Raw genomic sequence first — 24,497 nt, 5'->3', positions numbered from 1 at the left:
TTTAGCTTTTGCGAACAGCAAAAGCGTTTTACAAATGATGAACTAATGATGTTTAAAGCAGAAGCCAATAATTATTCTACGCTTTTCAATTTAAGCACATTTAAAGTATATAATATATAATTATGAAAGTATTTTTAATTAAGGACAAAAAAATGAATGCTGTAAATATAAATATGACATTAGAAGCTTCAAATTTTGAAAAATTGCAAAGCTTTATTTTTGAAATTGATCCAAGTGCTGAAATTAAGGTTTCAAATTTAGAATTTAATATAAATAAAGATGATATTAAAAATTTAAAAGAAGTGGTTAATAGAGTGCAAAACGGCACTGAAAAATTTTATAGCTCTGATGAATTTAAGGCTATGACAAAACAAAAACTAGCAGATCTTGGTGCATTATAATGAAAATAATCTATACTCAAAATTTTCAAAATCAATTTTATGATTTATTAACTTACATAGCAAAACACAGCCCACAAAACGCACTGAATTTTCAAGCTGAAATTTCATCTAAAATTGATGATATTGTGATTTTCCCATACGCTCATAGACAAGACCCACAAATGAATAATGCAAATATCAGAGACTTAATTTTTAAAGGTTATGTTGTGCCTTTTTTAATTTCTAATGATATTTATATTTTAGGTATTTATAAACAAAATCTTTGGAAACCAAATTTGTCAGAGATTTCGGATTTAACTAAATGAAATCAAACGAAGTTCTAAAACTACTAAAAATCTCTCGTGTAACTTTATGGAAGTATGTCAAAAATGGCAAAATTCGCACAATAAAACAGCCAAATGGTTATTATTTATACAATGCTGATGATGTTTATAAAATAGCTCATTTAGAAACAGTTTATCAAAGAGATGAAAACACTCTCACATTGTATCGCATCGGCAGACATCAAGATTTATTTAAAAATTATTAGTCACAAACCACGCTCACTGCTTAGATCGTGATTTTTATGAGAGAAGCTGTGAGCGTTTGGCTTTGCAATTTTTATGCCACGCTCGGCTAAAACGTCTTTATATAGTCTTTTTTCATTTTTAATTTTGAGCAAACGCTCATCTGCACGAACACCAAGCACTTCCACGCCTTTGAAATACTCTTTGAAAAGAAAGTCATCCTTGCTTATTTTTTCAGCTTTTAAAAGCCTTTGCGACACACGCTCAAAGCGTTTAGTAACAACATCAGTGATAAATTCTTTATTTGCTTTTAGTCGTTTATCATACAAATTTATCAACTCATCGCCCACGCTAGAATTATGCAAAGAGTGCAGAGCTTGATCCAAATTTTTTAATTTTTTATCTAGTTTGAAAATGCTATCACTAGCACCTAGCATACGAGAAACAATCAAACTATCATCAAAGTATTTTATAGCTAGTTCGCTCTCTTTTTTACGATGAATTGCAATGGCTCGTTTAGCTCTTTTGAAATTTTCAAAATCGCTCTTAGAAGTTTTAAATCCAGCCTTTCTCATTTGATTGTAGTTATAAACAAAATTTTCAAGCCTAACGACACCGCCGACTTTATCTTGATAATTAGCTTTATGAAATTCTGCAATTTTTTGAGCTCGATACTCTATTTTTCTAAGTTTTTCAACCTCGCCTTTTATCTCGTTTAATTTTTTTACATAAAAATTGCCTTGCTCTTTGTATTCTTTTGAAACCTTATACCAGCGTTTATTTTTTTTCTTTTTCAAATTTATTAGCAATTGAAAAAGTCTTTCGTGTTCGTTTTTCAATACAACAGTTTCTTCAAGCAAGACATCAATGCGAGAAGCCGTAGCCTTGTGATTTTCTTTATTACGCTCTTGCAATTTCATGTAATAGTCATTGATAAAATCTTTAGCAAAATAATCATCTGTTTCAAGCTTAACGCTCTTTTTGATTTTATTCCATTCTTGCTTCAAATCCTTAGAGAGTGAGCTAGTATTTGTATAATTTAGTCCACGCTGATCCAAAGCATAAGCAAAGTTCGTGCGAACATCATCAAAGAAATCTTTGATCTCATCACGGCTATCAAAATGAATTTTTTTATCAGAAAAAATGTTGCGTTTGTTTAGCACGACATGGATGTGCGGATTATTTTGATGAGTGTGAAGCACCATAGAATATTTATGACCAAAGAAATTTTTATTCATAACTTCCATCACGCTAGATTGTAATTTTTTCAAAGCTCTCTCATCACTGCACGGCTCTTTAATTGAAAATATTAAATGCCAAGCGTCCTTTGAATTTGGATGCGATCCAAAGTCCTTGCTCCACTCTTTAATAATATCATCGCTTGAAACTTTCTCCCCTTTATCATTAATGGCGTAGCCATCAAGTGAATTTTTTAGAGTATAATCAATACAATTTTTTATCCTATCCTTTGGTAAATTTGAAATCATTTTCACAACTGCTTGTTTAGAAAATTTATTTTTTGCAAAAGTCATTCCACCAAAAGAAACATGCTGATGGTGTGATTTTTGTGAATGAGTGCGTCTAGCTCTTACAACTCGCAATGTTTCTAAAATCTCATCATACTCAGCACTAGTCAAAAAAAATCCTTGCAACTTTAAAAAAATATTTGTAAAAAGATAAAAAGATGTTAGCATAGAAAAAATAAAAAGTGTAGGGGCAGGATAACCCCTTATATATATCACTTTTAGCCATAAACGCCGATTTTACGGCATTTAAGGGCGATTTTAAAAAATTACCATTTTTTAAAAATAAAACAAACTATCAAAAAATAAATCAGGCTATCAAAAATTTAAAAAACTAAAAGTAGTAAGAAAAGTTGAAAAAGTTTTCAATTTTTCTTTTTAAAAATGGGAGAAAAAACGGATTTAAATCCGTGAAAAGAATTTTTGATTTTTTGCTTTGGCTTTGTCAATTTTAAAATAAATATTTTCAAATTTATTTAGCAATCGCCACAAAGAATTCAGTCCCAAAACTTCAACCGCTCTATCTTTTGCAAGTGAGTCTAATTTTTTTGCAAGAGTGCCTTGATTGATTACCCCGCTAGTATCTAAAATTTCGCAGACCAAATCAATCGTAATTTTTTCTTTTTCGTTTAGCGAAAGCTGTAAAGTTTTTGTCTCATCCATTATGAGTAAGTTTAAAAAGTCTGTATCTACACGGCACGAAAGTGTTTTTGTCTCATCGCGGCGTTTTTGCGGTTCAAGGCAAAACGAAAGAAACTTAGACTCATCATCAAACTCAACCTTGTTAAGAAAATATGCCTCATCTACACTATCAGCAAAAGCAGTCGCACCCTTGTATAGCTTGTTATTTTCGCCATCCGTTTGCTTTGGCTGATGGTGCAAAAATATAATCGTCCCACCGTTATCTCTCATTTGTTGCAACTTATCCATAAAGCGAGTAACGGCACTATCATCGTTAAAATTTATATCGCCCATAAAGTTGCGGATACTATCAAAGATGATGATTTTATTAGTCAAATTACTTTTTGCTAATTTATTAATGACTTCTTCTTTATTTTCGCCTTTTATCGGTGTTAGGCTAAAATTATCATACTTCGTAAGCACTTCAATATTTCTATTTTTCAGCGTTCTCTCGCTATTATCAGCATTTAGATAATACACTTCACATTTGCTGTTAAATATGCCATTTTTAGCAAACTCTTCACCTGTACGCAACAGCTCTTGCTCTAAAATATATTTAGCCAACGCAAGTGCAAACCAACTCTTGCCGCTACCTGCACTAGCATAGATCATCACAAGAGAACCTTTGTAGATAAAATTCTCTACCAACCACTCACTTTTTACCATTTCTAATTTTTCCTTTGTTAGTTTATTTTCAGACAAATACGATAAAATATCATCAAATTTTCTTCGTGGGGCATTCGCCCCTTTTAATTCTCGCATTTTTCATCCCCCCCCCTTTTTTTTACCGCTATTTTCATTAGCCTTGATCCACTCATCAATGGCATTTTTTCTATAAAGCACCCTAGCCCCAAGTTTGATAAACGGCAGTGGATGAGCCACATTAGCAAAGCATCCTTGCCTAGCTCTCATCTTGGCTTGTGTAGGGATACTAAGCCCAAGTAGCCTTTTAAGCTGTGTAGGCGTCAAAAAGTCGCCACTTTCAATTTCGGTTATATACATAATTTAATCCTTTTAAAAATTAGTTTTAACGCTTAGAAAGCGTCTATAAATGCTATGTTGGCTTAGATGAGATTAATCTTTGCTGTTATGCAGTAATTTTTGCGTATAAAAGGGCAATGGATGCAATGTTTAAAGCAGATGAAAACAGCCTAGCAATAAAATCAATGTTAAAAAATAAATAATTTTTAGCTTAATAAATGCTTAAAAATTATTTATATGTTATTGTTTTTTTAGCTTTTTTGTTATTTTTGTATTTATTATAAATTAAATAGATTGTATTTTTCTTATTTATGCTTTTATTATATTTTAAGCGAGTTTAAAAAATAGCGTAACAATTTAAGGAAACGTAAAAAACGCTCCAAACCTTAAAAAATTTGCAAAAATACGAGCAAATAACGATAAAATCGGCATTTATAAGCATTTTTTTGAATTCTTAAAGTTTGCTTATCTACTAAGGGGTCAAAAAACTTAAAAAACTGAACAAAAAAATGCCTTCAAACACCGATGCCACGATGTTTTTTAGTTTTTTAACCCAAATTAAAAAACTAATAAAAAACTAAAAAACTTAAAAAACTCCGATTTCATCGGCATTTAAACCACTTTTTGCTACAATTTTGTCTTTTTAAGCAAAAGCAAAAGCTTAATCGTGTAGTTGGGATAATGTAGTGTGTGGATTGTTATTCATTTAAAAGCCGATATAATAGACATTTAAAGACTTTTAAATGAGTGAGCTTAACCCACCAAAACCCAATTTCAATCATTTTCAAAATACTTCCAAAACACCTTAAAATCATCATCTAACAAAAATTAAGCTTTCATTCGTTATCATTCAATTACTAAAAATTACAGTGATTTTGTGTTTATTATTGTGATTTTTCAACAATCACAATTTTAACAGAGGAAAATGGTAATAGCGACATTCAACACAGACCCACAAATCAAAGCTTTAAAGCTCACTACAGAAAAAATAAAGTTATTTTAGTCGGCGATAGTGCTACTAAGTGTCTTTATATAAAAATTAGCAATGTATCAAAAATATTTATTTATCGCTATTATGGTAACGATAAAAAAGAAAAACGAATAACTACCGGTCATTATCCAGCCATAAGCTTACACGAAGCAAGAAATAAGGCTTATGAATACACCACACTAAGACAAAGGGGACACGACCTAATCAATATATCTATCTAACGCCCACGCACAAAGCCAAATAATAACACTTGAGAGTGTAGCCAATGGCTGGTTAAGCAAAGAGCTAAATGATAATAGATTAAGCCCAAAGACAGTAAGCGACCACAAAAAGCTTATAAAGATGATATTTGATTTCCTAAACCCTAGCACAGATATTAAGACAATTGATAGAAGCGTAATAATAAGCACTATCGATAAACGCCAACAGTATGAAATGGATAATAATTTATCACACGATAGAAGCGAACGCCTTTTTAGAGTTATTAGAAGCATTTTAAATTTCGCACTAAATAGAGCCTACATTGATAAAAACTCAGCTAATGACATCAGATACCAAACAGCTTTAAAAGTCACGTTAAATGCGAATACAAAGCCATTATAGACCCCAAAAAGCTTACAGAACTTTATGAAGCTTTTGTTAGATATAAGGGCGATTTTGTTACAAAACAAGCGTTATTATTTGGTATTCATACAGCTTTAAGAGTGGGAATGCTTACGGCGTTAAAATGGGATTTTATTGACTTTGATAAAAATATTATCACATTTCCAGCCCAAACAGTAAAATTAAAACAAATCTTTAAACTACCACTTACAAACCAAACAATGGCTATTTTAGAACACAGTAAAAAGGCTAATTATTTTATTAATAGCCCTTTTGTATTTCCTAGCAACTTCCGAGCCAATAAGCAACTAAACGCAGAAACGCCAACAAAAGCTATTATTAGGTTAGGATTTGGCGACTTTACTAAGTTTCACGGACTAAGAAAAACATTTTCAACCATAGCCAACGAAAACATACCTATACACAAACAAAGCCCCCAAGTTATAGAGCTTTGCCTAGACCATAGAGAGCGAAGTACTGTAAAGACTATCTATGATAAATCAGAGCGATTAGCCGAGCGTGGCGTATTAATGCAATGGTGGAGTGACTACTTAGACAGCTTAATAACAGATAATAAAAATTAATAAAACCAATTTCAACACAAAGGATAAAAAATGAATTTAGCAATAGACGAGGCAAAAATAAAAAGCGATTTCGCAGAGCTTTTAAAAGCTTATAAGATTAGCCCCAATGATGAAAATCCACAACTTTTAAAATTAGCGTATGATTTATATTACGATTTTGTTGAAGTTATAAACAATGCTAATACGCAAAAAGCCCAGATTAGCCAAATAGTGGATTATACAATCGGCAAGAACGCATTAAGCAAAAGCCCTAAAATGCTTCAAGATACAAAACAAAATTTAGCCCAATTACTACAAAGTAGCGAAAATGGCTTTATGGATGCATATTCAAAAGACCCTAATAAATCGTTTTTAACCATTAACTTTATTTTAAATAGATTAAATCTTGCCCTTACTAAAATTGACAGCGTAGCAAGACAATCAATATAACCAAGCCCCCCCCCCACAAAAAAGGGGCTAAAATATTAAAATAAAGGTTAGATAATGGCAAGACAAAATTTAAAGGCTTAAAATGGCATTGCTTAACTTACTTAAATAGCTTAAAAATAAATAAAGACACTTAAAAAGGCATGTTAAACGGTATAGTTTGAAGTTTGTCAAAGTCGCTAAATTTAGCCCAAATTATCAAAAACTAAAGCAAAGACTATCAAGCGAAGATTTAGCTAACGCTTATATTTTAAAAAATCTAACTACTAAAGCAACCGAGCGAGTTTACTACCTCAATCACATCAAAAAAGACAAAGACAAAGCCACGCTAATAATTTACGGCTCAAAGCAATACCACCACGAAGCCACAAGCCAAAATCTTATCACAGAACTTTTAGATTTAGTAGGTAACATCTCAAGCCTAGATTTATGCTTTGATAGTTATAAGCCCTACAATATCGAAGCAATAAAAGAGTATTTCGAGATTTATCAACCTACAAAATATCAAGGTAATACAATTTATATAAACACGCCAAATTTAGCTAATATCTTAAAAATATGTATCTACAACAAAACAATTAAAAATAATTTAGATTTTGAATGTTGCAGAGCCGAAGCAACCATTAACATACCGCATTTAAACGCTAAAAATGAACAATTAAACAGAAAACAGCACTTAGAGCTTACATTTACCAAAGTTTGAACGATTACGGCTTATTTTTAAACCTAGCAACAAAAGAACCAGCAATCAATTACAGCGACGCATATTACAAACGCCAAGCTACGTTAAAAGATAAAATCTAATAAAAATCAATCAAAACCAAAATCAAGCCTTTAAATTTGACCCAGTAAAATATCAACTAGCCGAAAGAATGGCTCGTTAAAATCTCTTGCCTAATTCTATAAGAATTGTAAAAAATAGAAACCTAAGAATTAGATAAAACTTCTATAAGCTATCGATTTCAGACGATTTCATTTTTTAAAATCAGCTTGTTTAAATTTAGCAACTAAAGCTAGTACTAAACACCGCTAACAATGGGATTACATACTAGCTAAAACATAGGCGTAAACTTATGCTTAAGAAATGGGTTTGGTAATGCATATAAATTTATCTATCCCAAGACTTGCCTAATCCTACAATATGCCATAACCAATAAACAGATAAATGAAAGATTATAGGGTATGACTAAAAGATAAAAAGATACCATTGAGCATTTACCTAGTTCCCCAAGTTCACACTACATCACATCCGATAAAAAGATAAATAAGGACACATATTGCGAACTATTCTGAACTAAATTAAATTTATTAATGACAGTCCTAGCCCTTGCAAAAATGACAGGGCTAGAGATGTAAAAGTGAGTTTTAAAAGCTAATTTTACGAAATAAAATAAAAAAATGAGCCAAACTAATAAGAATATCTTGAATAATACCCAAACTATATCACAACCAAACAAAATAGAAGCTGAAAATCAAGCAAATTTGGCTAATCAATCTATAAAAGGCGATGGATTTGTAATGAGTGATAAGGGAGTAGAGCCAAAGAGTGATTTAAGTGTAAAAATAAGCGTAGATGAGTGGTTTAAAGAGTTGGCTGGTATTAATCCAAATAAGCAAATAATAGCAGATTTAGAGCTTTTATATGAAAAGCACAAAGAGCTATTTAGTAAGCCTAGCGAAGTGTTTAAGCTTATAAAAGCAGTCAAAGAAAATCCTACATTCTTTTATACTAACAATCAACCAAACATCGCTTTAATTGGCAGTATTTTAGAAAATGGCAAATTAGGTAAAATAGGCATTCAAAAGGATTTTAATAGCGATAATTTACAAGTAAGACACGCTACATATTCAAGTAATGCTAAAAAAGAAAATGAGAGATTATTAAAAAGAAATTCCTACCCAGTAGGGTCGCCTACTCCTACACAACTCACTTTCGGTAAAACCGCAGAGCCAACGGCGAATGGTGCTAAAGCACTTTTGGGTAGGACAGATGGTGCGATTGCTGGGACGCCAGCACCAGCGACCACTCGCCCAAATAATGGGGTGGAGGGCGAAATTATTAAAAATCGCACCAATACTCAAACTATACCAAACCAAACCATAAAAGAAGCTGAAAATTTAGCTCAGTATCGCAAAGATATCGAAGCTAAGTATAACATAACCCCAATTAAAGAGTTTGGCATAAATTACGCAGAGTTTTACCACGACGGGAAAAATGCTATTAAAAAGCTCTTAGTTGAAAGGCAAGGACAAGTCGCAGGAGCGTTTGAGAGAAAAGAGTTAGGCGACATAGACTTAGTCTGGGGCGAAGCTAAAACCGCAAATGGCGATATAAAGGGTTATGGGCTTAGCAAGATAGAAGCTAAGCACCTTAATGACTTTGCTAGTTTTTACGGCGATACACCGCAAGAAAAAATGGCAAATGGCTTAAATGAGATTATAAAAAATGGCAAGATAGTATCTGATAACGGCATTAATACTATTATTTACAAAAAGGGGGATAATAATTTTAGGGTTGGACTTAGCAAGGGCTTTTATAATAAAGGGGATAATAACTGGATTATTACAGCGTATAAAGTAGATAAAGTGCCTAGCTCAGATTTTCTACCAAGTAGCCAAATTGCTAAGAGTGATGGGGCTAATCTACACTCTAACACTTTATCTAATACCGGTATTATACCACAAAACACTAAAACTACTATAAAACCGCAAGATGAAGTAGTAAAAACGGAAGTAATCAAAAAAGAGAATGGAAGCAAGGGGCAATTAGCACAACAAAACGTTAAACAAAAAGAAGCTAAGCCAAATTTAGAAGAGCCAAACGTCTTAACTAAGCTAATGAAGACCGTAGAAGAAATATACACAGATGACGGGGATTTTAAGGTTAAGACATTAAAAGTTTATGGTAGTGAGAAAAATAAAGATTTTAGCGTTTATATTGACAATAAAAAAGTATCTATACCAGAAGAGCAAACGACTAAATTTTATGATAACGGTGGAAGATTTGCATTTGTAAGAGATGGTGAAATAGTAGACAATCTTAGTCAAGAAGCAAAGGAAGCGTTATTTGATAATAATAAGATATCTGGCATGGATAAAATACAGATGGGAATTGCTCTAGATAAGGCTAAAGTTAGCACCTTATCAGATAAGATAGATGCTTTAAAAAAAGCTGGTTATAGTGATGATAATATTTACGAGTATTTATTAAAAAAGGATAGTGAATTAATAGATGGTATAGCTAGTATAGAAGCTAATACTAAATTTAACAGTATTTTAGACAGCGTAAAAGGAAGTAGTAGCCAAATTCAAAAGCTTAGAGCTATACTAGATAAAAACATTATGAATACTGACACATTATCTAATATCAAAAAACCACAGCTTCTAAATGAAGTATATAATCTTTTAAACGGCAAGAGATTAAATAATGAATTACTAGATAAAGCAAGTTTAATCAAATGGAATTTTAAAGGGTTTGAGCATAAAAACGCCCCAAAGCATAATGATTTTTTTACTTTCACGCATAATATGCTAAATTTGATAAAAAGCACAAAAGGAGACGCAAACCAAAAATCAACACTTAGGAAGATTATAACTGCAAAAATAAAAGACTTAGATAGCGACGAGGCTAAAAATAGCGTAATAAAGAAAATAAGCTATGAGCTTTATGATAAAGAGCTTAGCCCTGAACTACTGCAAAAAGTAGCAAAAGCAAAATATCCACAAAATTAATATAAAAAATGTTTAAAAATAAAAGGGATATTTACAATACTATCAAAATGCTTATAGGCTATCAAGATTATGCCGGTAATAGTTTTAAAAATCCGAATATGGCGTATATCGCTACTAAAACAAGCGATAAAAAATGAGTGAAACCGATAAAAAGATTTTGAATAATAAGCCGGTGGTTGAGACACCCAAATCTCAACGTAAGCAACAAGTGCTCGGGGTGCAAATGAATACCAGCAAAGAGCATTTTTCATCGGCTAATACCAAAACTATACCACAACTAACTAAAAAATAAGCTAAAGCAAAACAACTTAAATATTAACATAGTTTAGGAGTAGCTCATAAATACTATAAAAGCATTTTTTAACTTTGTTTCGATATTATACATAAAAAGCAAAAAAGGTCATCTAATGCAAAGTATCACAATAAAGGGCAACGATACACTCATAAATGCCATTTTAGAGCTTGTAAAGTGCAACCCCAACGCAGAGATTATCAAGAATGAAGCGCCACAGCCAAAGAGTTATAACAGCTTATCAGAGCTAAAAGCCGATTATAAAAATAGGGTTGATGAAGTGTTAAACGGCGCCGTTAAGCTTTATTCTACTGAAGAGCTAATCAAAGAAAGCGAACAATGGTAAAATTTAGCGAACGTTTTAAATCAGAGCTACACATTATTTTTAAATTTATCGCACAAGACAGCAAGGCAAGGACTAGAGCTTTTAAAATGAGCTATTAGTAAAAAGCAAAGATTTATCAAATATGCCTTTTAGATTTAGAAAATCAGTTACGAGCGATAACGACAACATAAGGGATTTTATTTTTAAAGGTTATGTTATACCTTTTTTAATTCAAGATGATACAATAATTGTTTTAGGTATCTACAAAGAAAATCAATGGGAAAGCTAGATAAAGCAAACTTTAAGAAATAGACTAAAGCTAGTTTTTATATTAGCATAATATTTTAGCAAGATATAAGTGATATTTTAATAATACAAGCCAATATCTCATAAATGATAATTTTCATAGAATATCAAAATGGTATTTGGCTATAAATTTAATAATCCAAATGCCATTAAGTATCATCTATCTATGATTTTTTGGCTATTTACTCAGCCTTTCTATAAATGCTTCTTGATATTTTGGTAGTTGCGAGTGGCTCACTCCTTGAAATACAAGCGGCGGTAGATACGTCATACCACAATGTAGTGCGCTTGCTTTCATAGGTGTAAATACGTCCGCTAATTCCATTCCTATACGTCCGTTTTTACCGTATGTAGACGCTCCTCCAGCAGCCGTAGAAACTACTAACATTTCTTTGCCTTGCCATAGCCCTGGACCGACACTTCCCCACGTTTCATTTAGATAGGCCTTCATCATAGGTGTGATGTTAAACCAGTGAGTCGGAAATAAAAACACGATCCGCTCATGTTCGCGTGTGATCTGGCGCTCTTTTTCACCGTCGATAGATCGCGTGTCATAACCATAAATTTCTTCCAAATCACGAATAGTCACGTTGCCGACAGTTTGCGCCGCTTCTTTAAGTCCTTTAAAAAACGTGCTTGTTTCTTTGTAGGGATGAGAAGCGATGATGAGTGTTTTTACCGGCGCATCTTCCCCAAAAGCAGCACCAAAGATCAGCATAAGCCCTAAAAGTAGTTTTTTCATATCTATCCTTTAATCATTTGACTGTTTAGTCGCTTCTTTAGTAGCAGCCTTATACTCTTCATCACTTACTTTTTCTAACCAAACTGTTTTATTGTCTTTAGCATCCATGATCGATAAATGAGCCATCCACGTAGTAGCTCCGCCGGCGTGAAAATGTTTTTCATTTGGATCTATCTTGACTATGTCTCCTGGTTCGATTATCCTAGCTACTTTACCAGCGCTTTTATAAATTCCGCTTCCTGCTGTAACTACTAGAGCTTGTCCTGCTGTGTGATAGTGCCAGTCTGTGCGACTGCAAGGCTCGAAAGTTACGTTAGATATATTTACTTTTCTACCGCTTTTTCCATTGTCTAAGTTATTTAGATATGTTGTGCCGGTAAAAAATTTACTGTATGGATTTATTTCTCCAAGCTCAAAAGGTTGTTTGAAATTTTTAGCCTCATCAGCCATAATCGTTCCTCCTAAAAGTGTTAAGATGGTTAAACTTGATAGCAATTTTTTCATTTTATCTCCCTATTTTTCTTTATATGGTGCGGTTTCGTTTATCGCACTTAGTGCATTTAGTGAGCGTGGATAGCCTATGTAAGGCACCAAAAGTGTGACTACTGATATGAGTTTTGCTCTATCGTTGCCTACTCTTATATTTCCTGTGATATGAGCTTTTAGTTGTGATTCCACTCCACCAAGACTCGCTAGTATCACAAACGTAAGTAGTTCTCTAAATTTCAAATCCAAACCGGTTCTAGTGTAATAATCCCCAAAGCAATTAGCGCTTAGAAAGTCGGCAAAATGTCTAGTGTCTGGAGTATATGAGTCTTTGTAGTTTCTCATTCTCTCGCCAAATATATCAATTTGTGCTTGTAAGCCTTTTTCGTATCGATCGTCTTTAGAGACGGTTTGCTCTGATTTTTGCTTTGTATCTATACCTCTTTTAGTAAAGACCGCATTCATCGCTCTGGTAAATTGCGCTGTTTTTCCTATGCCTGCATAAGGAGTAGTGTGGTATAAGGTCTCTTTTATGCTTACTGTATCTACTCCTAAGTTTAAAGCTGCATTTACCATATGTTCGTACTCATTTTCTCCACCACAAGCCACCAAGCTAGCCATAATGATCAAAACCGCGGTTTTATGATCTATGCCTGATTTTTCTAAACTCTCATCAAAAGCGAAATTTATATAATTGCTTATAAATTCTGGATCACTGTATCCAACCGGCAGTTCTGTGGTTTTTAAAAAAGCGATAAAGTTTTCTTTAGCTTTTGGGGTGAGATTTCGTATAGTATCTGTTTTCATTTGTGCTCCTGTATTTTGTGCTGCATTTAGTGTATCTGCACCAAGCGCCATACCACCAGCTGCGATAATAGCTCCATTTTTCATAAAATTTCTGCGACTTTGCATCCGTTCTCCTTTATAAATTTATTTAAATTTGCTAGACGTTTCGAGTAAGCTCAAATGATCGTAGAGCTTCTACTACGCGTTTGGCGTGTTCATTTGCTTTTCTTTGAATTTCATCTTTTTTAGATGAGCGCATAGAGTAACTAACTCCATATGTACAGACAAAACCTAAATTTTGCATTTGAGCTAAATTTGCCACAGCGTCCATCGGGTATAGAAATTCGCCTATTTCATGTTTCATAAATCCGTTTTTGCTATATGCTTCTTCACTTGCTCCAGTCGTAAGAGAAAATAAAATCTTTTTTCCTTTTAGTTTATTTCCGGTGCTTCCGTGAGAAAAGCCGTGAGTAAAGATGTCCTCTACCCATTTTTGCATAGCTGAGGGCCACGAATACCAAAATAGTGGAAATTGCATAACGATAATATCGTGATCTAAAAGTAGTTGCTGTTCTTTTTTACGTCAAATTTATAATCCATACTTCCCAAATCTATTATGGTAGATGAGGGCAACAACTCTTTTAAATTTGCTATGATATTTTTATTTGCTACTGAATCGCCTTGTAAATTTGTATGTCCTGAAACGATCAAAACTTTTTGTTGCATAGATGGATCCTTTTGTTTGCAAAAAGTGAGTTTATACCTCCAAAGCTTATAAAAGCACCTAAAGTCGCTGTTTTTTTGATGAAGTTTCTGCGATGATTCATTTTTTCCCTTTGCTATTTTGAAAAATTATAAAGCATAACAGTAGGTGTATGTCAAGAGTATTTGCTAAATTTTTTAAATTTATATAGTGAATTATTTTTTAAATTTTGTGTTTTATAAACATAAAACAAAATTTATTATATATTTATCATTTTTGGATAAACTCGCCAAAAATTTAAAAGGAGACAAAATGAGTTTATATGACAGAAATTATACTCAAGATGTTGGCGTAGAAGAATCAAGCAGTGTTCAAACTGCTAGAGCTGAATTCGTAAAACAGACTTATAAACTTCTTACCGCATCACTTTTAGCAGCAACTGCGGGAGCTTATATCGGTGTTGATTATGTTAAGTCATTTAGCTGGATGCTTCTTATAGTAGAGTTTGCACTACTTTTTGGACTTATGTTTTCTAGGAAAAATCCTACTTTGGCTTTGGTAATGCTTTTTGGATTTACGTTTGTAAGCGGTCTTACTCTTGGTCCTGTGCTAAATACTTATATCGGCGCTGGTATGGGACACATCATCACTCAAGCATTTTTGATGACTAGCGTTGCTTTTGGTGGTTTAACTGTTTTTGCGTTTAACACAAAAAAAGACTTTTCGGCTATGGGCAAAATGCTATTTATAACTTTGATAGTTATAGTGGTTGCAAGCTTACTAAATTTATTTTTCCAAAGTGCTATTTTAGCAACTGTTGTAGCGGCTATCGGAGCTATACTTTTTAGCGCATACATACTTTATGATACTCAAATGATAATTCGCGGTGGATATGATAGTCCTGTTTTAGCGGCGGTTGCTTTGTATCTTGATATACTAAATTTATTTATTTCACTACTTCAACTTCTTGGCATATTTAGTAAAAACGAGTAGTTTTTCAAAGTGTCGCTTTTTAACAGCGGCACTTTTTAACTAAATTTTATATATTTACTGCTATAATCATGAGTTAATAATCTACTAAAAGGATATTTGTGAGTTCAGTTTTATTAGTTCTACAATTTATGCTAGCCGTTATCATAACAATAGCTATTTTACTTCAAAAAAGTTCTTCGATCGGTCTTGGCGCATATAGCGGAAGCAATGAAAGTCTATTTGGCGCAAAAGGTCCTGCGGGATTTCTAGCAAAATTTACATTTTTTATGGGGTTATTGTTTATATTAAACACATTGGCTCTTGGCTATACTTATAACCAAAGCTTAAGAAATTCAGTTGTAAATACTGATGAGTTTAAAGAATCCATAGTACCAGCACCAGCTACAACAGAGGCTCCAGCAGCACCGGTTGCACCAGCTAAATAATGCGGTCGTTACTGTTTTTACTAACTTTCGTACACTGGATGTTTGCTGATGGGCATGTGCTCATTTATCATAGATTTGATGATAGCAGATATCCAAGTACAAATATTTCATCACAAAATCTTCGCGAACAGTTTCAATTTTTCAAAGATAAAGGTTATGAGATAGTTCCTTTAGATAAGTTAGTAGAATATGTCAAAGATAAAAAACCAGTTCCTGATAACTGGATAGCTCTTACTATAGATGATGGATACAAGAGCTTTTATAAAAATGGATTTGAGATCTTTAAGGAATTTGGCTATCCTTTTACTCTTTTTATATACGTGGAAGCTTCGGCTAAAAAATACGGTGATTTTTTGACCTTTGAAGATATAAAAGAGATACAAAAATATCCTGGTGCATCGGTGGCTTATCATAGTTATTCTCATCACAATATGGCTAGTTTAGGAGATGAAGAGCTTAAATACGACTTTGAGCAAGGTATAAATGTATTTGAAAATGAACTAGGATTTAAACCAAAATATTTTAGCTATCCATACGGCGAGTATGATGCTGATGTTAAAAGATTGACAAAAGAATATAAATTTGATGGTGCATTTAACCAAAACTCTGGCGCCATAAACGAAGACGCGGATCTCTTGAACTTAGATAGAATTCCCTCGATGAATGGAACAAATTTAAAAGCTATGTTATCAAGCAAATTTTTAAAAGCCGATTTTATCTTACCTTTAGCATATCCAAAAAACAATATCTTAGATAAAGTAGTGGCTAAAATAGACGAAAATACGACCGAAACTTACTTATATGTAACCGGACTTGGAACTAGAAAAGTAAAAGTAAATAACGGCATGATCGATGAAAAAATCTTTGAAAAGATAAACAAAAGACGAGTTAGAATAATAATAACAGACAAACACAAAACCGCAACACAACTCATAGTAAAGGAATAAAAATGTTAAATGAAATTTATAACGATCAAAAAGCTCACTGCGATAAAGCATTAGAGGCTTTAAAACGTGATTTTGGCACACTTAGAACCGGTAAAGTAAGTATAAATATAGTAGATCATATCTATGTTGATTATTATGGCAGTCCTACACCGTTAAATCAAGTTGCTACAGTCCTTACTACAGATGCTAGCACTATCTCTATCACTCCTTGGGAAAAAAGTATGCTAAAAGCCATAGCTTCTTCTATACAAGCTGCAAATATCGGCGTCAATCCGAACAATGATGGCGAAAGCGTTAAGTTATTTTTTCCTCCGATGACTACAGAAGATAGACAAAAAAATGCAAAAGAGGCGAAATCTATGGGCGAAAAGGCGAAAGTCGCCATAAGAAATATCAGAAAAGACGCAAATGACGAAGTTAAAAAGATAGAAAAAGACAAGTTAGCAAGTGAAGATGAGATAAAAAAAGGTTACGACGAGGTTCAAAAAATAACAGATAGCTATATCGCAAAAGTGGATCAGATCGTTAAAGAAAAAGAGGCTGAGCTTTTAAAGGTTTGATTATGAATTTAGAAGAAATTTATCGTGATGCAAAGGCGTATCTAAAAGGGCATTTTTTGCTAAGTAGTGGAAATCATTCAGAGTACTATCTCCAAAGCGCAAAGGTGCTTGAGGATCCTATTTTGGCTGGTAAATTAGCCGATGAGCTTTTTAGAGTGATAGAAAAAGCTGGGGTTTTGTTTGACAGCGTTTGCTCTCCAGCACTGGGCGGAATTTTAGCAGGTTATGAGCTTGCACGTGCAGGTAAAAAGAGATTTATCTTTACTGAGAGGGTTGAGAAAGTCATGAGTCTAAGACGCGGTTTTAATGTCAGCAAAGGCGAGAGATTTATCATTTGCGAAGATATCATCACGACTGGCGGATCGGCTTTAGAAAGTGCAAAGATCATAGAAGAAAACGGCGGTGTGGTTGTTGGGTTTGCTGCACTTGCAAATCGCGGTTTTTGTAAAGTTGCAAATTTAAATAACGAAGCAAAAGTTAGCTGTAAATTGCCGTTTGATAAGCCTCTTTTTGCTCTTGGAAATTTTGAGTTTGAGATATATGAGCCTAGTACTTGTCCTCTTTGTAAAACTGGAAGCAAGGCTATTAAACCTGGAAGTCGCGGCAATTAGTTTGAATTTTAGTAAATTTAAATGAAAAATATGCAAAAACAAAAAGCCGTACCGGCGCTTATTATTAGCCGTGTAAAGGCTTTTATAGTCGATATGTTTCTCATAGCCGTACCGCTTTTGTACGTGACTACGTATTTTATTTTAGATGGCAAGAACGATTTTCAACACAACCAGTTTGCCATATTTGGTGTTTGGGTAGTTTTTGGTACTATCCAAAGCCTATTTTTTACTTTTAATGCTCAAAGTCCAGGATATAGATCTCAAAATATTTATATAATAAATTTAAGCGGTAAAAAAGCAGGATTTATCATTTATATGCTTCGATATTTCTTTTTTATTACTACGTTTATTTTTGGTGGATCTCTATTTTGTTTTTTCAGAAAAGACAAAAGAAATCTGCACGATATCTTGAGCGGTACTATACCCGTATCTAAAAAAGACGCACAAGCCGTTTAAATTTAAACGCATAATGCTAGCTTTACTTAAAAAGTTAAATTTAAGTATTAAGAGTTGATTTATCCTATTTTGATATAATAATAAAAATTTAAAAAAAGGATAAAAATGTCAAACGTAACTTTCAAAGGAACTCCTGTAAGCTTAGAAGGAGATACTGTAAATGTCGGACAAAAAGCACCGGTGGTAGAAGTAGTAGGTAAAGATCTTTCTTCTTTTGAAGTTGGTGGAGCTAATGGAAAATTTCAAGTTTTGATAGCCGTACCTTCACTAGATACTGGAGTTTGTGCAACAGAAACTAGAAAATTTAATGAGAAACTTGCCGGTAAAAACGGAGTTAGTGTAAATGTTATCTCTATGGACTTGCCGTTTGCTATGGGAAGATTTTGTGCGACTGAAGGTATAGAAAATTTAAAAGTTGGTAGCGATTTCAGAGGTGCTAAATTTGCAAAAGCTTATGGACTTTTACTAAAAGACAGTCCGCTTGCTGGACTTTTAGCTAGGGCTGTTTTCGTGCTAGACAAAGACGGCGTAGTGATCTATAAAGAGATAGTTAGCGAGATTACAACTGAGCCGAATTACGAAGCGATAATAGCGGCTTTGAGCAGTAGCTGTGGTTGTGGCTGCGGACATCATTAATAAATTTTAGATACCAGTCAAAGACTATAAAATCTGATATAATAGCGTAATGAAAAATAGAAGCTATCTTTTTGGCGTTTTCATTACGCTTCTCGGTGGTATTTTGTGGGGTTTTAGTGGTGCTTGCGGTCAATATCTTTTCGAACAAAAAGGCATCAGTTCGGACTGGTTAGTTCCATATAGGCTGCTGATATCTGGTATTATTTTGCTTTCGGTTTATATCATAAAAAATCCAAAAATTATCTTTCTTCCGTTTAAAAATTTAAAAAACATACCTCAAATTTTGGTCTATGCTATAATCGGACTTATGCTTACTCAGTATAGTTACTTTTATTCTATTGAGTTATCAAATGCAGCTGTTGCGACAGTTATCCAGTACACAGCCCCTGTTTTTATACTAGCGATCGTTTGTATCATAGAGAAAAGATTGCCGCACTCAAAAGAGCTAGTTGCGCTTAGTTTGGCTATTTTTGGAGTATTTTTGCTAGCTACTCACGGAAGTTTTGAAAAACTCGTTATCAGTCAAAAGGCTTTACTATTCTGCTTTATAAGCGCTCTATGTGTAGTGGTCTATAACCTCGCGCCAAAAACTTTAAATAAAAACTTTCCTATATCTTTGATACTTGGTTGGGGACTCATCATAGGCGGAGTGGTTCTTAGTCTTTATATGCGCGTTTGGGAGCTTGATGGTGTTAGGGATCTTGGAGGATACCTTGCAGTTAGTGGAGTGATTTTATTTGGAACTGTGATGGCGTTTAGCTTTTATATGACTGGAGTTGGCATTATAGGTGCTTCGAAAGCTAGTTTGATAGCTTGTATAGAGCCAGTCGCAGCTGCATTTTTTAGCTTTGTTTGGTTAGGAACTAGCTTCGTTTTTTTGGATTACGTTGGATTTGCGTTTATTATGCTTTGCGTTATTTTGCTATCAAAAAAGGACCAGTATGGATCTAGCTGCTAAATTTCGACCGAAAAATTTAAGTTCCGTAGTAGGACAAAAAGAAATAGTGGAAGTTTTTTCTAAATTTATAAAAGCTGGTAAAATTCCTCACAGCTTATTTTTCGGTAGTGCTGGATGTGGAAAGACTACTATGGCAAAAGTCATAGCTAAAGAGATGCAGTATGAATTTTTCGAGCTTGATGGCGCAAATTTAAAGAGTGAAGATATACGAAAGATCATAGCTAAATTTGATGGGAGTTTGTATAAACCGCTTATTTTTATAGACGAATTTCACCGTCTTAGTAAAACTCAACAAGAAACACTTCTTATACCGATGGAAACGGCAAAATGCATAATAATGGGTGCTACTACAGAAAATCCAAAATTCGTAGTTAGTAGTGGAATTCGCTCACGTATGATGATATTTGAGTTTAAGCCATTAAGTAGAGATGATCTAACAAAGCTTTTGGCGTTAGTTCAAAACGAACTTAAATTTGAGATATCTGATGAAGCGATAAATTATCTTATAAGCAGTAGTTCAGGCGATGGGCGAAGTTTTTTAAATTTGCTTGATTTTGCGCTAACTATAGAAAATAATGTTAGTTTAGATACGTTAGTCGTTCTTAGATCACAAAGTCAAGTCGAAGGCGCTAGTAGCAGCGACACTCATTATGAGTTAACAAGCGCTATGATAAAAAGCCTTAGAGGAAGCGATATAGACGCGAGTTTATACTATCTAGCAAGGCTTATAAACGGTGGCGAAGATCCGGCTTTTATAGCCAGACGTTTAGTGATATTTTCTAGTGAAGATATAGGGAATGCAAATCCAAACGCTTTAAATTTAGCAACTAACACAATGTTAGCAGTTAGTAAGATAGGTTATCCAGAAGCGCGGATTTTGCTCGCCCAATGCGCGGTATATCTAGCAAGTTCGCCAAAGTCAAACTCAAGCTATAAAGCCATAAACGATGCGCTAAACTACGTCAAGCAAAATGAACCGCTACAAATTCCAAAATATCTCATAAACAGTGATCCACAAAAGAAAGATTATCTCTATCCACATGATTTTGGAGGCTGGGTGGAGCAAGATTATATGAGTAAAAAGCTTAAATTCTACGAGAGCGGCGGAGTTGGTTTTGAAAAGACGATGGACGAGTGGTTACAAAAGATCAAATCCAAATGAACTTTATATCTAGCTTTTAAGAGTTTTGAAGTTTAAAATCTCTAATCAAATAGCAAAAGAAAAGGCAAGTTTGATTTGTATAAATGTAGTGTAGCGCCCATTTATTTATTTCAAACGAGCGCATTTTAGTCATAAATACAAGTATGACTTCTTTATGTTTAGCATAGCTGTACGCCGCTTTGTTTCACGACTTCACCGATCACGTAACCATCGCTCGCACTTAGCACTAAATCAACATTTTGTTTTGGTACGACTAAGACCATGCCTACGCCGCAGTTAAATGTCCTATCCATTTCACTTTGTTCTACGTTTTTAGCTATTAGTTTAAAGATCTCAGGCGTTTTTATGGCGTTTCTTTCTATCTTTGCGCCAAGACCATCTGGAAATACGCGCGGTAAGTTTTCTACCAAGCCACCACCTGTTATGTGTGCAAGCGCGCTGATCTTATCTTTTAAATTTAAAAACGTTTCGACATATATTTTTGTAGGAGCAAGAAGTGCGTCTATAAGAGTCGTATCTGCAAATTTATCATCAAATTTAAGCCCTGTTTTTGCTATCACTGCGCGGGCTAGTGAGTAACCGTTTGAGTGAAGTCCACTACTAGGCAATGCTACTAAGATATCGCCATTTCCCACAAATTTGGTTCTATCTATCTCGTCTTCTTCGGCTATACCTACTGCAAAGCCGGCTAGGTCGAAGTCTTTACCCTCATACATACTTGGCATTTCAGCAGTCTCACCGCCTATAAGGGCGCAACGTGCAAGTTTGCAGCCGTCGCTTATGCCTTTTACGACTCTTTTTGCACTTTGTACGTCGAGTTTAGCCGTAGCGTAATAGTCCAAAAAGAACATAGGGGTTGCAAAGTTGCAGATGAGATCATTTACACACATCGCTACTAGATCTTGTCCTATAGTATCAAGTTTATTTGTATCTATGGCTAGGCGAAGCTTTGTTCCCACTCCATCAGTCGCGGCTAATAAAGCAGGTTTTTTGTATCCGCTAGGAAGTCTAAAAGCTCCACTAAATGAGCCTATACCGCCGATAACATTTGGAGTCATAGTTGATTTTACAAATGGTTTTATCTGCTCAACAAAACTATTTCCAGCGTCTATATCGACACCGGCTTCTTTATAACTTATCATACCTTGCCTTTAAAAAATTTGAGCGATTTTATCTAAATTTAACTTACAATCTATTAAAATAAAAGTTATTAAACCAAAGGAAGATAGATGAATTACCCAGCGGCGATCGGGCCATATAGTGCGTATAGAGTAGTAGGAGATCTTGTTTTTTGTTCAGGTCAAATCCCTATAGATCCAGCTACAAATGAGATTCCTGCAAGCCTTGAAGCTCAAGCTCATCAGGCTTTGAAAAATGTCGGCGGACTACTAAATGAAGTTGGCTTAAGCTATAAAAACGTTGTTAAAACTACCGTATTTTTAAGCGATATAAATGATTTTAGCGCTGTAAATGAGATATACGCTACTTATTTTGAGAAGCCTTACCCAGCAAGAAGCGCCGTAGCGGTAAAAGACTTGCCAAAAGGTGTAAAGCTTGAAGTTGAGGTAATCGCTCATAAAAGCTAACAAATTTACTAACGCTTATGTTATAACTGGATGTATAGGCTCAGGAAAAAGTACGGTCATAAATTTACTAAAACTTTACGGTTTTAGCGTGATTGATGCGGATCAAATTTCACATCAAATACTTGATGAAAATGTACTAACCATAGAGCAAACATTTGGTAAAGAGTTTGTTTGTGGATCTAAAGTCGATCGCAAAAAGTTAGGAGCTTTGGTTTTTGGCGATAAGTCAAAACTAAAGCTTTTAGAAGATATCCTTCATCCGCTCATAAGAGATAAAATTTACAAAGAAGCTCTAAATTTAGAGATCAAAGGTTTGCCTTATTTTGTAGATATACCGCTTTTTTTTGAAAAACAAGGCTACGATTTTAGCAATGTTTTGTTAGTTTATGCGCCAAAAAATACGCTAATAAATAGAGTTATGAGTCGTGATAAACTTAGCAAAAAAGAGGCTTTGCAAAGGCTAGAGTGCCAGCTTGACATCGAGCTTAAAAAGCAAAAAGCAAATTTCATCATTAACAACGATAAAGATTTAAAAAATTTAAATTTAGAAGTGGATAATTTTATAAGAGAACTAAAGGAAAGATATGCAACTCTCAAAATATAATGCCAGCGGAAATGATTTCGTGATTTTTCATACATTTATAGGCAAAGACAGAAGCTTGCTAGCTAGGAGGCTTTGTGATCGTTTTAGCGGAGTTGGGGCAGATGGTCTTATCGTGCTTTTGCCCGATGATAAAAATGATTTTAAATGGGAGTTTTACAACAGTGACGGTAGCGGTGCAAAGATGTGCGGAAACGGTTCAAGGGCAGCTGTGCTTTATGCGAAAAATAACGGACTTTGCGATGATGAATGTAGATTTCTAACTGGAGCTGGCGTCATAAAAGCAAGCATAGAAAAGGATTTAGTCGAAGTCGCATTAACTAGTCCAAAAAAACTAAAAGAGCCTTTTATAGAAGGTGGTTTTAAGTGGCATTTTTATGATACTGGTGTTCCTCATTTAGTAACCTTTGTTACAAATTTAGATAAGTTTGATTTACAAATCTGTGCTAATATGAGAAAAAAATATAACGCCAACGTAAATTTCGCTAAATTTGAGAGTGAAAGCTTGAAAGTTAGGACTTTTGAGCGCGGTGTAGAAAATGAAACAAACGCCTGTGGCACAGGTATGGCGGCTTCTTTTTATGCCGGATTTGATACCAAAATATTTGGTAGGGGTCTAAAAGTAAATCCAAAAAGCGGCGAAGATCTTTGGCTTAGATTTGATGATGATATTATCTATTTTAAAGGAATGGTAAAGCACTGTTTTGATACGACGATTTATTAAATTTTTGCTCATTTTAGTAGCCTGTGAGCTTTTTGGTGGACTTGAACAGAGCTACTATAAACTGAGCATAAAAGAACAAAAAGAGGAGTTTCCAAAGATCATCAGCCAAATGGTTCAAGACTCCAACCAAAATACTTTACGCAGTAGGGAATTTGCCCTAAATTATCTAAATTTGATATATAAAAAATCATTTAGGGATTTGGATTTATCAAATTTAGATAAACTCCTTAGCATAGCTAAGACTTATAAAATCCAAAAAATCTTTGATCCAAACGAATACATAAGCAAACTAGACGCCATTCCCGTTTCACTCGCTATCGCTCAAGCAGCAGTCGAGAGTGGCTGGGGAAAGAGCCGTTTTGCTAAAGAAGCAAATAACTTTTATGGGCACTGGACTTGGGGCGGCAAAGGACTCGTACCACTAAATAGAGATGAAAACAAAACACACAAGATAAAGATCTTTGATAGCCCAAGTGCAGCTGTTGATGCATATGTGCTAAATTTAAACTCGCATCCAGCATACTCAAAGTTTCGTGAGATCAGACTTAAATTTCGTAAAGATGATCTCATATACACTGGGCTTGACGCTGCAAAAACTATGGAATCATACTCTCAAATGGGCGAAATTTATGTAAAACAACTCGAAAAAACCATAAAGCTTTACGACCTAACTAAATTTGATAGAATTTAAATCGCTTGGCTACTTCAAAATTCATTCATAAATCTAATCAATTCTCTTTTTTAGCTAAATTTGGAATATTTTTTGCTTA

At 34.1% G+C, this 24,497-nt stretch carries 33 protein-coding genes; 24 read left to right on the top strand and 9 right to left on the bottom strand.

What is annotated here, in order from left to right; genetic code table 11:
* Positions 1-152 precede the first annotated feature (152 nt).
* The 3 genes from CHHT_RS08865 to CHHT_RS09455 are packed head-to-tail and all read left to right on the top strand — an operon-like array spanning position 153 to position 930.
* Positions 153-401, top strand: coding sequence for a hypothetical protein (locus tag CHHT_RS08865; RefSeq protein WP_034962880.1), 249 nt, complete (start codon positions 153-155; stop codon positions 399-401).
* Entirely contained in the window at positions 401-706 is a 306-nt protein-coding gene (locus CHHT_RS08860) for a type II toxin-antitoxin system RelE/ParE family toxin (RefSeq protein ID WP_034962879.1), read from the top strand. Before CHHT_RS08865 ends, CHHT_RS08860 begins: the two co-directional genes overlap by 1 nt.
* Entirely contained in the window at positions 703-930 is a 228-nt protein-coding gene (locus tag CHHT_RS09455; protein ID WP_034962876.1) for a helix-turn-helix domain-containing protein, read from the top strand. The genes CHHT_RS08860 and CHHT_RS09455 overlap by 4 nt, the downstream gene beginning before the upstream one ends.
* Here the strand turns inward: CHHT_RS09455 and CHHT_RS08850 are convergent, their stop codons facing one another.
* From CHHT_RS08850 to CHHT_RS08840, 3 genes are all read right to left on the bottom strand, one after another.
* Entirely contained in the window at positions 931-2,544 is a 1,614-nt protein-coding gene (locus CHHT_RS08850; protein ID WP_159428482.1) for a relaxase/mobilization nuclease domain-containing protein, read from the bottom strand.
* Positions 2,545-2,832: 288 nt separating this feature from the next.
* Complete coding sequence (locus CHHT_RS08845) at positions 2,833-3,873, bottom strand: AAA family ATPase (protein WP_074898806.1); 1,041 nt, start codon at positions 3,871-3,873, stop codon at positions 2,833-2,835.
* 3 nt (positions 3,874-3,876) lie between these two features.
* A complete protein-coding gene (locus CHHT_RS08840; RefSeq protein WP_115600646.1) occupies positions 3,877-4,113 on the bottom strand; it encodes a helix-turn-helix transcriptional regulator in 237 nt (78 codons plus the stop codon).
* A gap of 882 nt (positions 4,114-4,995) precedes the next feature.
* Between CHHT_RS08840 and CHHT_RS09345 the strand changes: the two genes are divergently transcribed.
* The 8 genes from CHHT_RS09345 (at position 4,996) to CHHT_RS08800 (ending at position 11,066) form a co-directional block, all read left to right on the top strand.
* Positions 4,996-5,304, top strand: a complete 309-nt coding sequence (locus CHHT_RS09345) for an Arm DNA-binding domain-containing protein (protein ID WP_082864121.1) — start codon at positions 4,996-4,998, stop codon at positions 5,302-5,304.
* Positions 5,305-5,425: 121 nt separating this feature from the next.
* On the top strand, positions 5,426-5,686 hold the full coding sequence (locus tag CHHT_RS08830; RefSeq protein ID WP_051663761.1) for a hypothetical protein: 261 nt from the start codon (positions 5,426-5,428) through the stop codon (positions 5,684-5,686).
* Positions 5,635-6,270 carry a tyrosine-type recombinase/integrase gene (locus CHHT_RS08825; protein ID WP_083427827.1) on the top strand — a complete coding sequence of 212 codons (636 nt, stop codon included), beginning with the start codon at positions 5,635-5,637 and terminating at the stop codon, positions 6,268-6,270. The genes CHHT_RS08830 and CHHT_RS08825 overlap by 52 nt, the downstream gene beginning before the upstream one ends.
* A gap of 30 nt (positions 6,271-6,300) precedes the next feature.
* Positions 6,301-6,699, top strand: a complete 399-nt coding sequence (locus tag CHHT_RS08820; protein WP_034962874.1) for a hypothetical protein — start codon at positions 6,301-6,303, stop codon at positions 6,697-6,699.
* 157 nt (positions 6,700-6,856) lie between these two features.
* Positions 6,857-7,399 (top strand): hypothetical protein, encoded by a 543-nt coding sequence (locus tag CHHT_RS08815; protein ID WP_051663759.1) that lies wholly within the window; start codon positions 6,857-6,859, stop codon positions 7,397-7,399.
* 695 nt (positions 7,400-8,094) lie between these two features.
* Positions 8,095-10,428: a putative barnase/colicin E5 family endoribonuclease gene (locus tag CHHT_RS08810; RefSeq protein ID WP_172506196.1), complete on the top strand. Its 2,334-nt coding sequence runs from the start codon at positions 8,095-8,097 to the stop codon at positions 10,426-10,428.
* Positions 10,429-10,561: 133 nt separating this feature from the next.
* The gene (locus CHHT_RS08805) at positions 10,562-10,720 is read left to right on the top strand and encodes a hypothetical protein (protein ID WP_159428481.1); all 159 of its coding nucleotides are present in this window, start codon (positions 10,562-10,564) and stop codon (positions 10,718-10,720) included.
* A gap of 115 nt (positions 10,721-10,835) precedes the next feature.
* Positions 10,836-11,066 carry a hypothetical protein gene (locus CHHT_RS08800; protein WP_034961604.1) on the top strand — a complete coding sequence of 77 codons (231 nt, stop codon included), beginning with the start codon at positions 10,836-10,838 and terminating at the stop codon, positions 11,064-11,066.
* Positions 11,067-11,529: 463 nt separating this feature from the next.
* Here CHHT_RS08800 and CHHT_RS08795 read toward each other — a convergent pair whose 3' ends face one another.
* The 5 genes from CHHT_RS08795 to CHHT_RS09070 are packed head-to-tail and all read right to left on the bottom strand — an operon-like array spanning position 11,530 to position 14,091.
* Positions 11,530-12,093 carry an NAD(P)H-dependent oxidoreductase gene (locus CHHT_RS08795; RefSeq protein ID WP_081047197.1) on the bottom strand — a complete coding sequence of 188 codons (564 nt, stop codon included), beginning with the start codon at positions 12,091-12,093 and terminating at the stop codon, positions 11,530-11,532.
* Positions 12,094-12,102: 9 nt separating this feature from the next.
* Positions 12,103-12,597, bottom strand: a complete 495-nt coding sequence (locus CHHT_RS08790; protein ID WP_051663705.1) for a cupin domain-containing protein — start codon at positions 12,595-12,597, stop codon at positions 12,103-12,105.
* A 9-nt stretch (positions 12,598-12,606) separates the two neighbouring features.
* The gene (locus tag CHHT_RS08785) at positions 12,607-13,491 is read right to left on the bottom strand and encodes a carboxymuconolactone decarboxylase family protein (RefSeq protein WP_232051118.1); all 885 of its coding nucleotides are present in this window, start codon (positions 13,489-13,491) and stop codon (positions 12,607-12,609) included.
* Positions 13,492-13,522: 31 nt separating this feature from the next.
* Positions 13,523-13,903 carry an NAD(P)H-dependent oxidoreductase gene (locus tag CHHT_RS08780; protein WP_197736258.1) on the bottom strand — a complete coding sequence of 127 codons (381 nt, stop codon included), beginning with the start codon at positions 13,901-13,903 and terminating at the stop codon, positions 13,523-13,525.
* 17 nt (positions 13,904-13,920) lie between these two features.
* Positions 13,921-14,091: a hypothetical protein gene (locus CHHT_RS09070; RefSeq protein WP_197736257.1), complete on the bottom strand. Its 171-nt coding sequence runs from the start codon at positions 14,089-14,091 to the stop codon at positions 13,921-13,923.
* Positions 14,092-14,380: 289 nt separating this feature from the next.
* Between CHHT_RS09070 and CHHT_RS08775 the strand changes: the two genes are divergently transcribed.
* The 9 genes from CHHT_RS08775 to CHHT_RS08735 all read left to right on the top strand — a co-directional run bounded on the left by CHHT_RS08775 (position 14,381) and on the right by CHHT_RS08735 (position 20,816).
* A complete protein-coding gene (locus CHHT_RS08775; protein WP_034961609.1) occupies positions 14,381-15,061 on the top strand; it encodes a Bax inhibitor-1/YccA family protein in 681 nt (226 codons plus the stop codon).
* Between the two features lie 128 nt (positions 15,062-15,189).
* Positions 15,190-15,486, top strand: coding sequence for a preprotein translocase subunit SecG (gene secG / locus CHHT_RS08770; protein ID WP_370510348.1), 297 nt, complete (start codon positions 15,190-15,192; stop codon positions 15,484-15,486).
* Entirely contained in the window at positions 15,486-16,433 is a 948-nt protein-coding gene (locus tag CHHT_RS08765) for a polysaccharide deacetylase family protein (RefSeq protein WP_034961614.1), read from the top strand. The genes secG and CHHT_RS08765 overlap by 1 nt, the downstream gene beginning before the upstream one ends.
* Positions 16,434-16,435: 2 nt before the next feature.
* Positions 16,436-16,993 carry a ribosome recycling factor gene (gene frr, locus CHHT_RS08760; RefSeq protein ID WP_034961617.1) on the top strand — a complete coding sequence of 186 codons (558 nt, stop codon included), beginning with the start codon at positions 16,436-16,438 and terminating at the stop codon, positions 16,991-16,993.
* Between the two features lie 2 nt (positions 16,994-16,995).
* On the top strand, positions 16,996-17,604 hold the full coding sequence (gene pyrE, locus CHHT_RS08755; RefSeq protein WP_034961620.1) for an orotate phosphoribosyltransferase: 609 nt from the start codon (positions 16,996-16,998) through the stop codon (positions 17,602-17,604).
* Positions 17,605-17,625: 21 nt separating this feature from the next.
* Positions 17,626-18,060, top strand: a complete 435-nt coding sequence (locus CHHT_RS08750) for an RDD family protein (RefSeq protein ID WP_305954510.1) — start codon at positions 17,626-17,628, stop codon at positions 18,058-18,060.
* 105 nt (positions 18,061-18,165) lie between these two features.
* Positions 18,166-18,696 carry a thiol peroxidase gene (tpx, locus tag CHHT_RS08745; protein ID WP_034961622.1) on the top strand — a complete coding sequence of 177 codons (531 nt, stop codon included), beginning with the start codon at positions 18,166-18,168 and terminating at the stop codon, positions 18,694-18,696.
* Between the two features lie 49 nt (positions 18,697-18,745).
* Complete coding sequence (locus CHHT_RS08740; RefSeq protein ID WP_034961625.1) at positions 18,746-19,654, top strand: DMT family transporter; 909 nt, start codon at positions 18,746-18,748, stop codon at positions 19,652-19,654.
* Positions 19,638-20,816, top strand: coding sequence for a replication-associated recombination protein A (locus tag CHHT_RS08735; RefSeq protein WP_034961627.1), 1,179 nt, complete (start codon positions 19,638-19,640; stop codon positions 20,814-20,816). The genes CHHT_RS08740 and CHHT_RS08735 overlap by 17 nt, the downstream gene beginning before the upstream one ends.
* Positions 20,817-20,974: 158 nt before the next feature.
* Here the strand turns inward: CHHT_RS08735 and purM are convergent, their stop codons facing one another.
* Positions 20,975-21,958: a phosphoribosylformylglycinamidine cyclo-ligase gene (gene purM, locus CHHT_RS08730; RefSeq protein ID WP_064019928.1), complete on the bottom strand. Its 984-nt coding sequence runs from the start codon at positions 21,956-21,958 to the stop codon at positions 20,975-20,977.
* A gap of 87 nt (positions 21,959-22,045) precedes the next feature.
* Here purM and CHHT_RS08725 point away from each other — a divergent pair, with 87 nt between their 5' ends.
* The 4 genes from CHHT_RS08725 to CHHT_RS08710 are packed head-to-tail and all read left to right on the top strand — an operon-like array spanning position 22,046 to position 24,418.
* Entirely contained in the window at positions 22,046-22,402 is a 357-nt protein-coding gene (locus CHHT_RS08725; RefSeq protein WP_034961632.1) for a Rid family detoxifying hydrolase, read from the top strand.
* Positions 22,392-23,006 carry a dephospho-CoA kinase gene (coaE, locus tag CHHT_RS08720; protein WP_034961634.1) on the top strand — a complete coding sequence of 205 codons (615 nt, stop codon included), beginning with the start codon at positions 22,392-22,394 and terminating at the stop codon, positions 23,004-23,006. Before CHHT_RS08725 ends, coaE begins: the two co-directional genes overlap by 11 nt.
* Positions 22,987-23,727 carry a diaminopimelate epimerase gene (gene dapF, locus CHHT_RS08715; RefSeq protein WP_034961636.1) on the top strand — a complete coding sequence of 247 codons (741 nt, stop codon included), beginning with the start codon at positions 22,987-22,989 and terminating at the stop codon, positions 23,725-23,727. The genes coaE and dapF overlap by 20 nt, the downstream gene beginning before the upstream one ends.
* Positions 23,708-24,418, top strand: a complete 711-nt coding sequence (locus CHHT_RS08710) for a glucosaminidase domain-containing protein (protein ID WP_034961639.1) — start codon at positions 23,708-23,710, stop codon at positions 24,416-24,418. The genes dapF and CHHT_RS08710 overlap by 20 nt, the downstream gene beginning before the upstream one ends.
* The last annotated feature ends 79 nt before the right edge of the window (positions 24,419-24,497 follow it).

The sequence above is a fragment of the Campylobacter hyointestinalis subsp. hyointestinalis genome, from assembly GCF_013372145.1.
GTDB classification, from domain to species: Bacteria; Campylobacterota; Campylobacteria; order Campylobacterales; family Campylobacteraceae; genus Campylobacter; species Campylobacter hyointestinalis.
The sequence above is the reverse complement of the archived record's forward strand: the minus strand, read 5'-3'. Positions and strand labels throughout refer to the sequence as shown.

Coding starts and splice junctions, on each gene's coding strand:
- secG (WP_370510348.1), top strand. CDS start 15,190: ATGCTAGCCGTTATCATAACAATAGCTATTTTACTTCAAAAAAGTTCT.
- CHHT_RS08820 (WP_034962874.1), top strand. CDS start 6,301: ATGAATTTAGCAATAGACGAGGCAAAAATAAAAAGCGATTTCGCAGAG.
- CHHT_RS08865 (WP_034962880.1), top strand. CDS start 153: ATGAATGCTGTAAATATAAATATGACATTAGAAGCTTCAAATTTTGAA.
- dapF (WP_034961636.1), top strand. CDS start 22,987: ATGCAACTCTCAAAATATAATGCCAGCGGAAATGATTTCGTGATTTTT.
- CHHT_RS08810 (WP_172506196.1), top strand. CDS start 8,095: ATGAGCCAAACTAATAAGAATATCTTGAATAATACCCAAACTATATCA.
- CHHT_RS08805 (WP_159428481.1), top strand. CDS start 10,562: ATGAGTGAAACCGATAAAAAGATTTTGAATAATAAGCCGGTGGTTGAG.
- CHHT_RS09455 (WP_034962876.1), top strand. CDS start 703: ATGAAATCAAACGAAGTTCTAAAACTACTAAAAATCTCTCGTGTAACT.
- CHHT_RS08845 (WP_074898806.1), bottom strand. CDS start 3,873: ATGCGAGAATTAAAAGGGGCGAATGCCCCACGAAGAAAATTTGATGAT.
- CHHT_RS08840 (WP_115600646.1), bottom strand. CDS start 4,113: ATGTATATAACCGAAATTGAAAGTGGCGACTTTTTGACGCCTACACAG.
- CHHT_RS08775 (WP_034961609.1), top strand. CDS start 14,381: ATGAGTTTATATGACAGAAATTATACTCAAGATGTTGGCGTAGAAGAA.
- frr (WP_034961617.1), top strand. CDS start 16,436: ATGTTAAATGAAATTTATAACGATCAAAAAGCTCACTGCGATAAAGCA.
- pyrE (WP_034961620.1), top strand. CDS start 16,996: ATGAATTTAGAAGAAATTTATCGTGATGCAAAGGCGTATCTAAAAGGG.
- CHHT_RS08790 (WP_051663705.1), bottom strand. CDS start 12,597: ATGAAAAAATTGCTATCAAGTTTAACCATCTTAACACTTTTAGGAGGA.
- CHHT_RS08740 (WP_034961625.1), top strand. CDS start 18,746: ATGAAAAATAGAAGCTATCTTTTTGGCGTTTTCATTACGCTTCTCGGT.
- CHHT_RS08725 (WP_034961632.1), top strand. CDS start 22,046: ATGAATTACCCAGCGGCGATCGGGCCATATAGTGCGTATAGAGTAGTA.
- CHHT_RS08780 (WP_197736258.1), bottom strand. CDS start 13,903: ATGCAATTTCCACTATTTTGGTATTCGTGGCCCTCAGCTATGCAAAAA.
- purM (WP_064019928.1), bottom strand. CDS start 21,958: ATGATAAGTTATAAAGAAGCCGGTGTCGATATAGACGCTGGAAATAGT.
- CHHT_RS08800 (WP_034961604.1), top strand. CDS start 10,836: ATGCAAAGTATCACAATAAAGGGCAACGATACACTCATAAATGCCATT.
- CHHT_RS09070 (WP_197736257.1), bottom strand. CDS start 14,091: ATGCAACAAAAAGTTTTGATCGTTTCAGGACATACAAATTTACAAGGC.
- CHHT_RS08750 (WP_305954510.1), top strand. CDS start 17,626: ATGAAAAATATGCAAAAACAAAAAGCCGTACCGGCGCTTATTATTAGC.
- CHHT_RS08785 (WP_232051118.1), bottom strand. CDS start 13,491: ATGCAAAGTCGCAGAAATTTTATGAAAAATGGAGCTATTATCGCAGCT.
- tpx (WP_034961622.1), top strand. CDS start 18,166: ATGTCAAACGTAACTTTCAAAGGAACTCCTGTAAGCTTAGAAGGAGAT.
- CHHT_RS08765 (WP_034961614.1), top strand. CDS start 15,486: ATGCGGTCGTTACTGTTTTTACTAACTTTCGTACACTGGATGTTTGCT.
- CHHT_RS08860 (WP_034962879.1), top strand. CDS start 401: ATGAAAATAATCTATACTCAAAATTTTCAAAATCAATTTTATGATTTA.
- CHHT_RS08795 (WP_081047197.1), bottom strand. CDS start 12,093: ATGAAAAAACTACTTTTAGGGCTTATGCTGATCTTTGGTGCTGCTTTT.
- CHHT_RS08830 (WP_051663761.1), top strand. CDS start 5,426: ATGATATTTGATTTCCTAAACCCTAGCACAGATATTAAGACAATTGAT.
- CHHT_RS08735 (WP_034961627.1), top strand. CDS start 19,638: ATGGATCTAGCTGCTAAATTTCGACCGAAAAATTTAAGTTCCGTAGTA.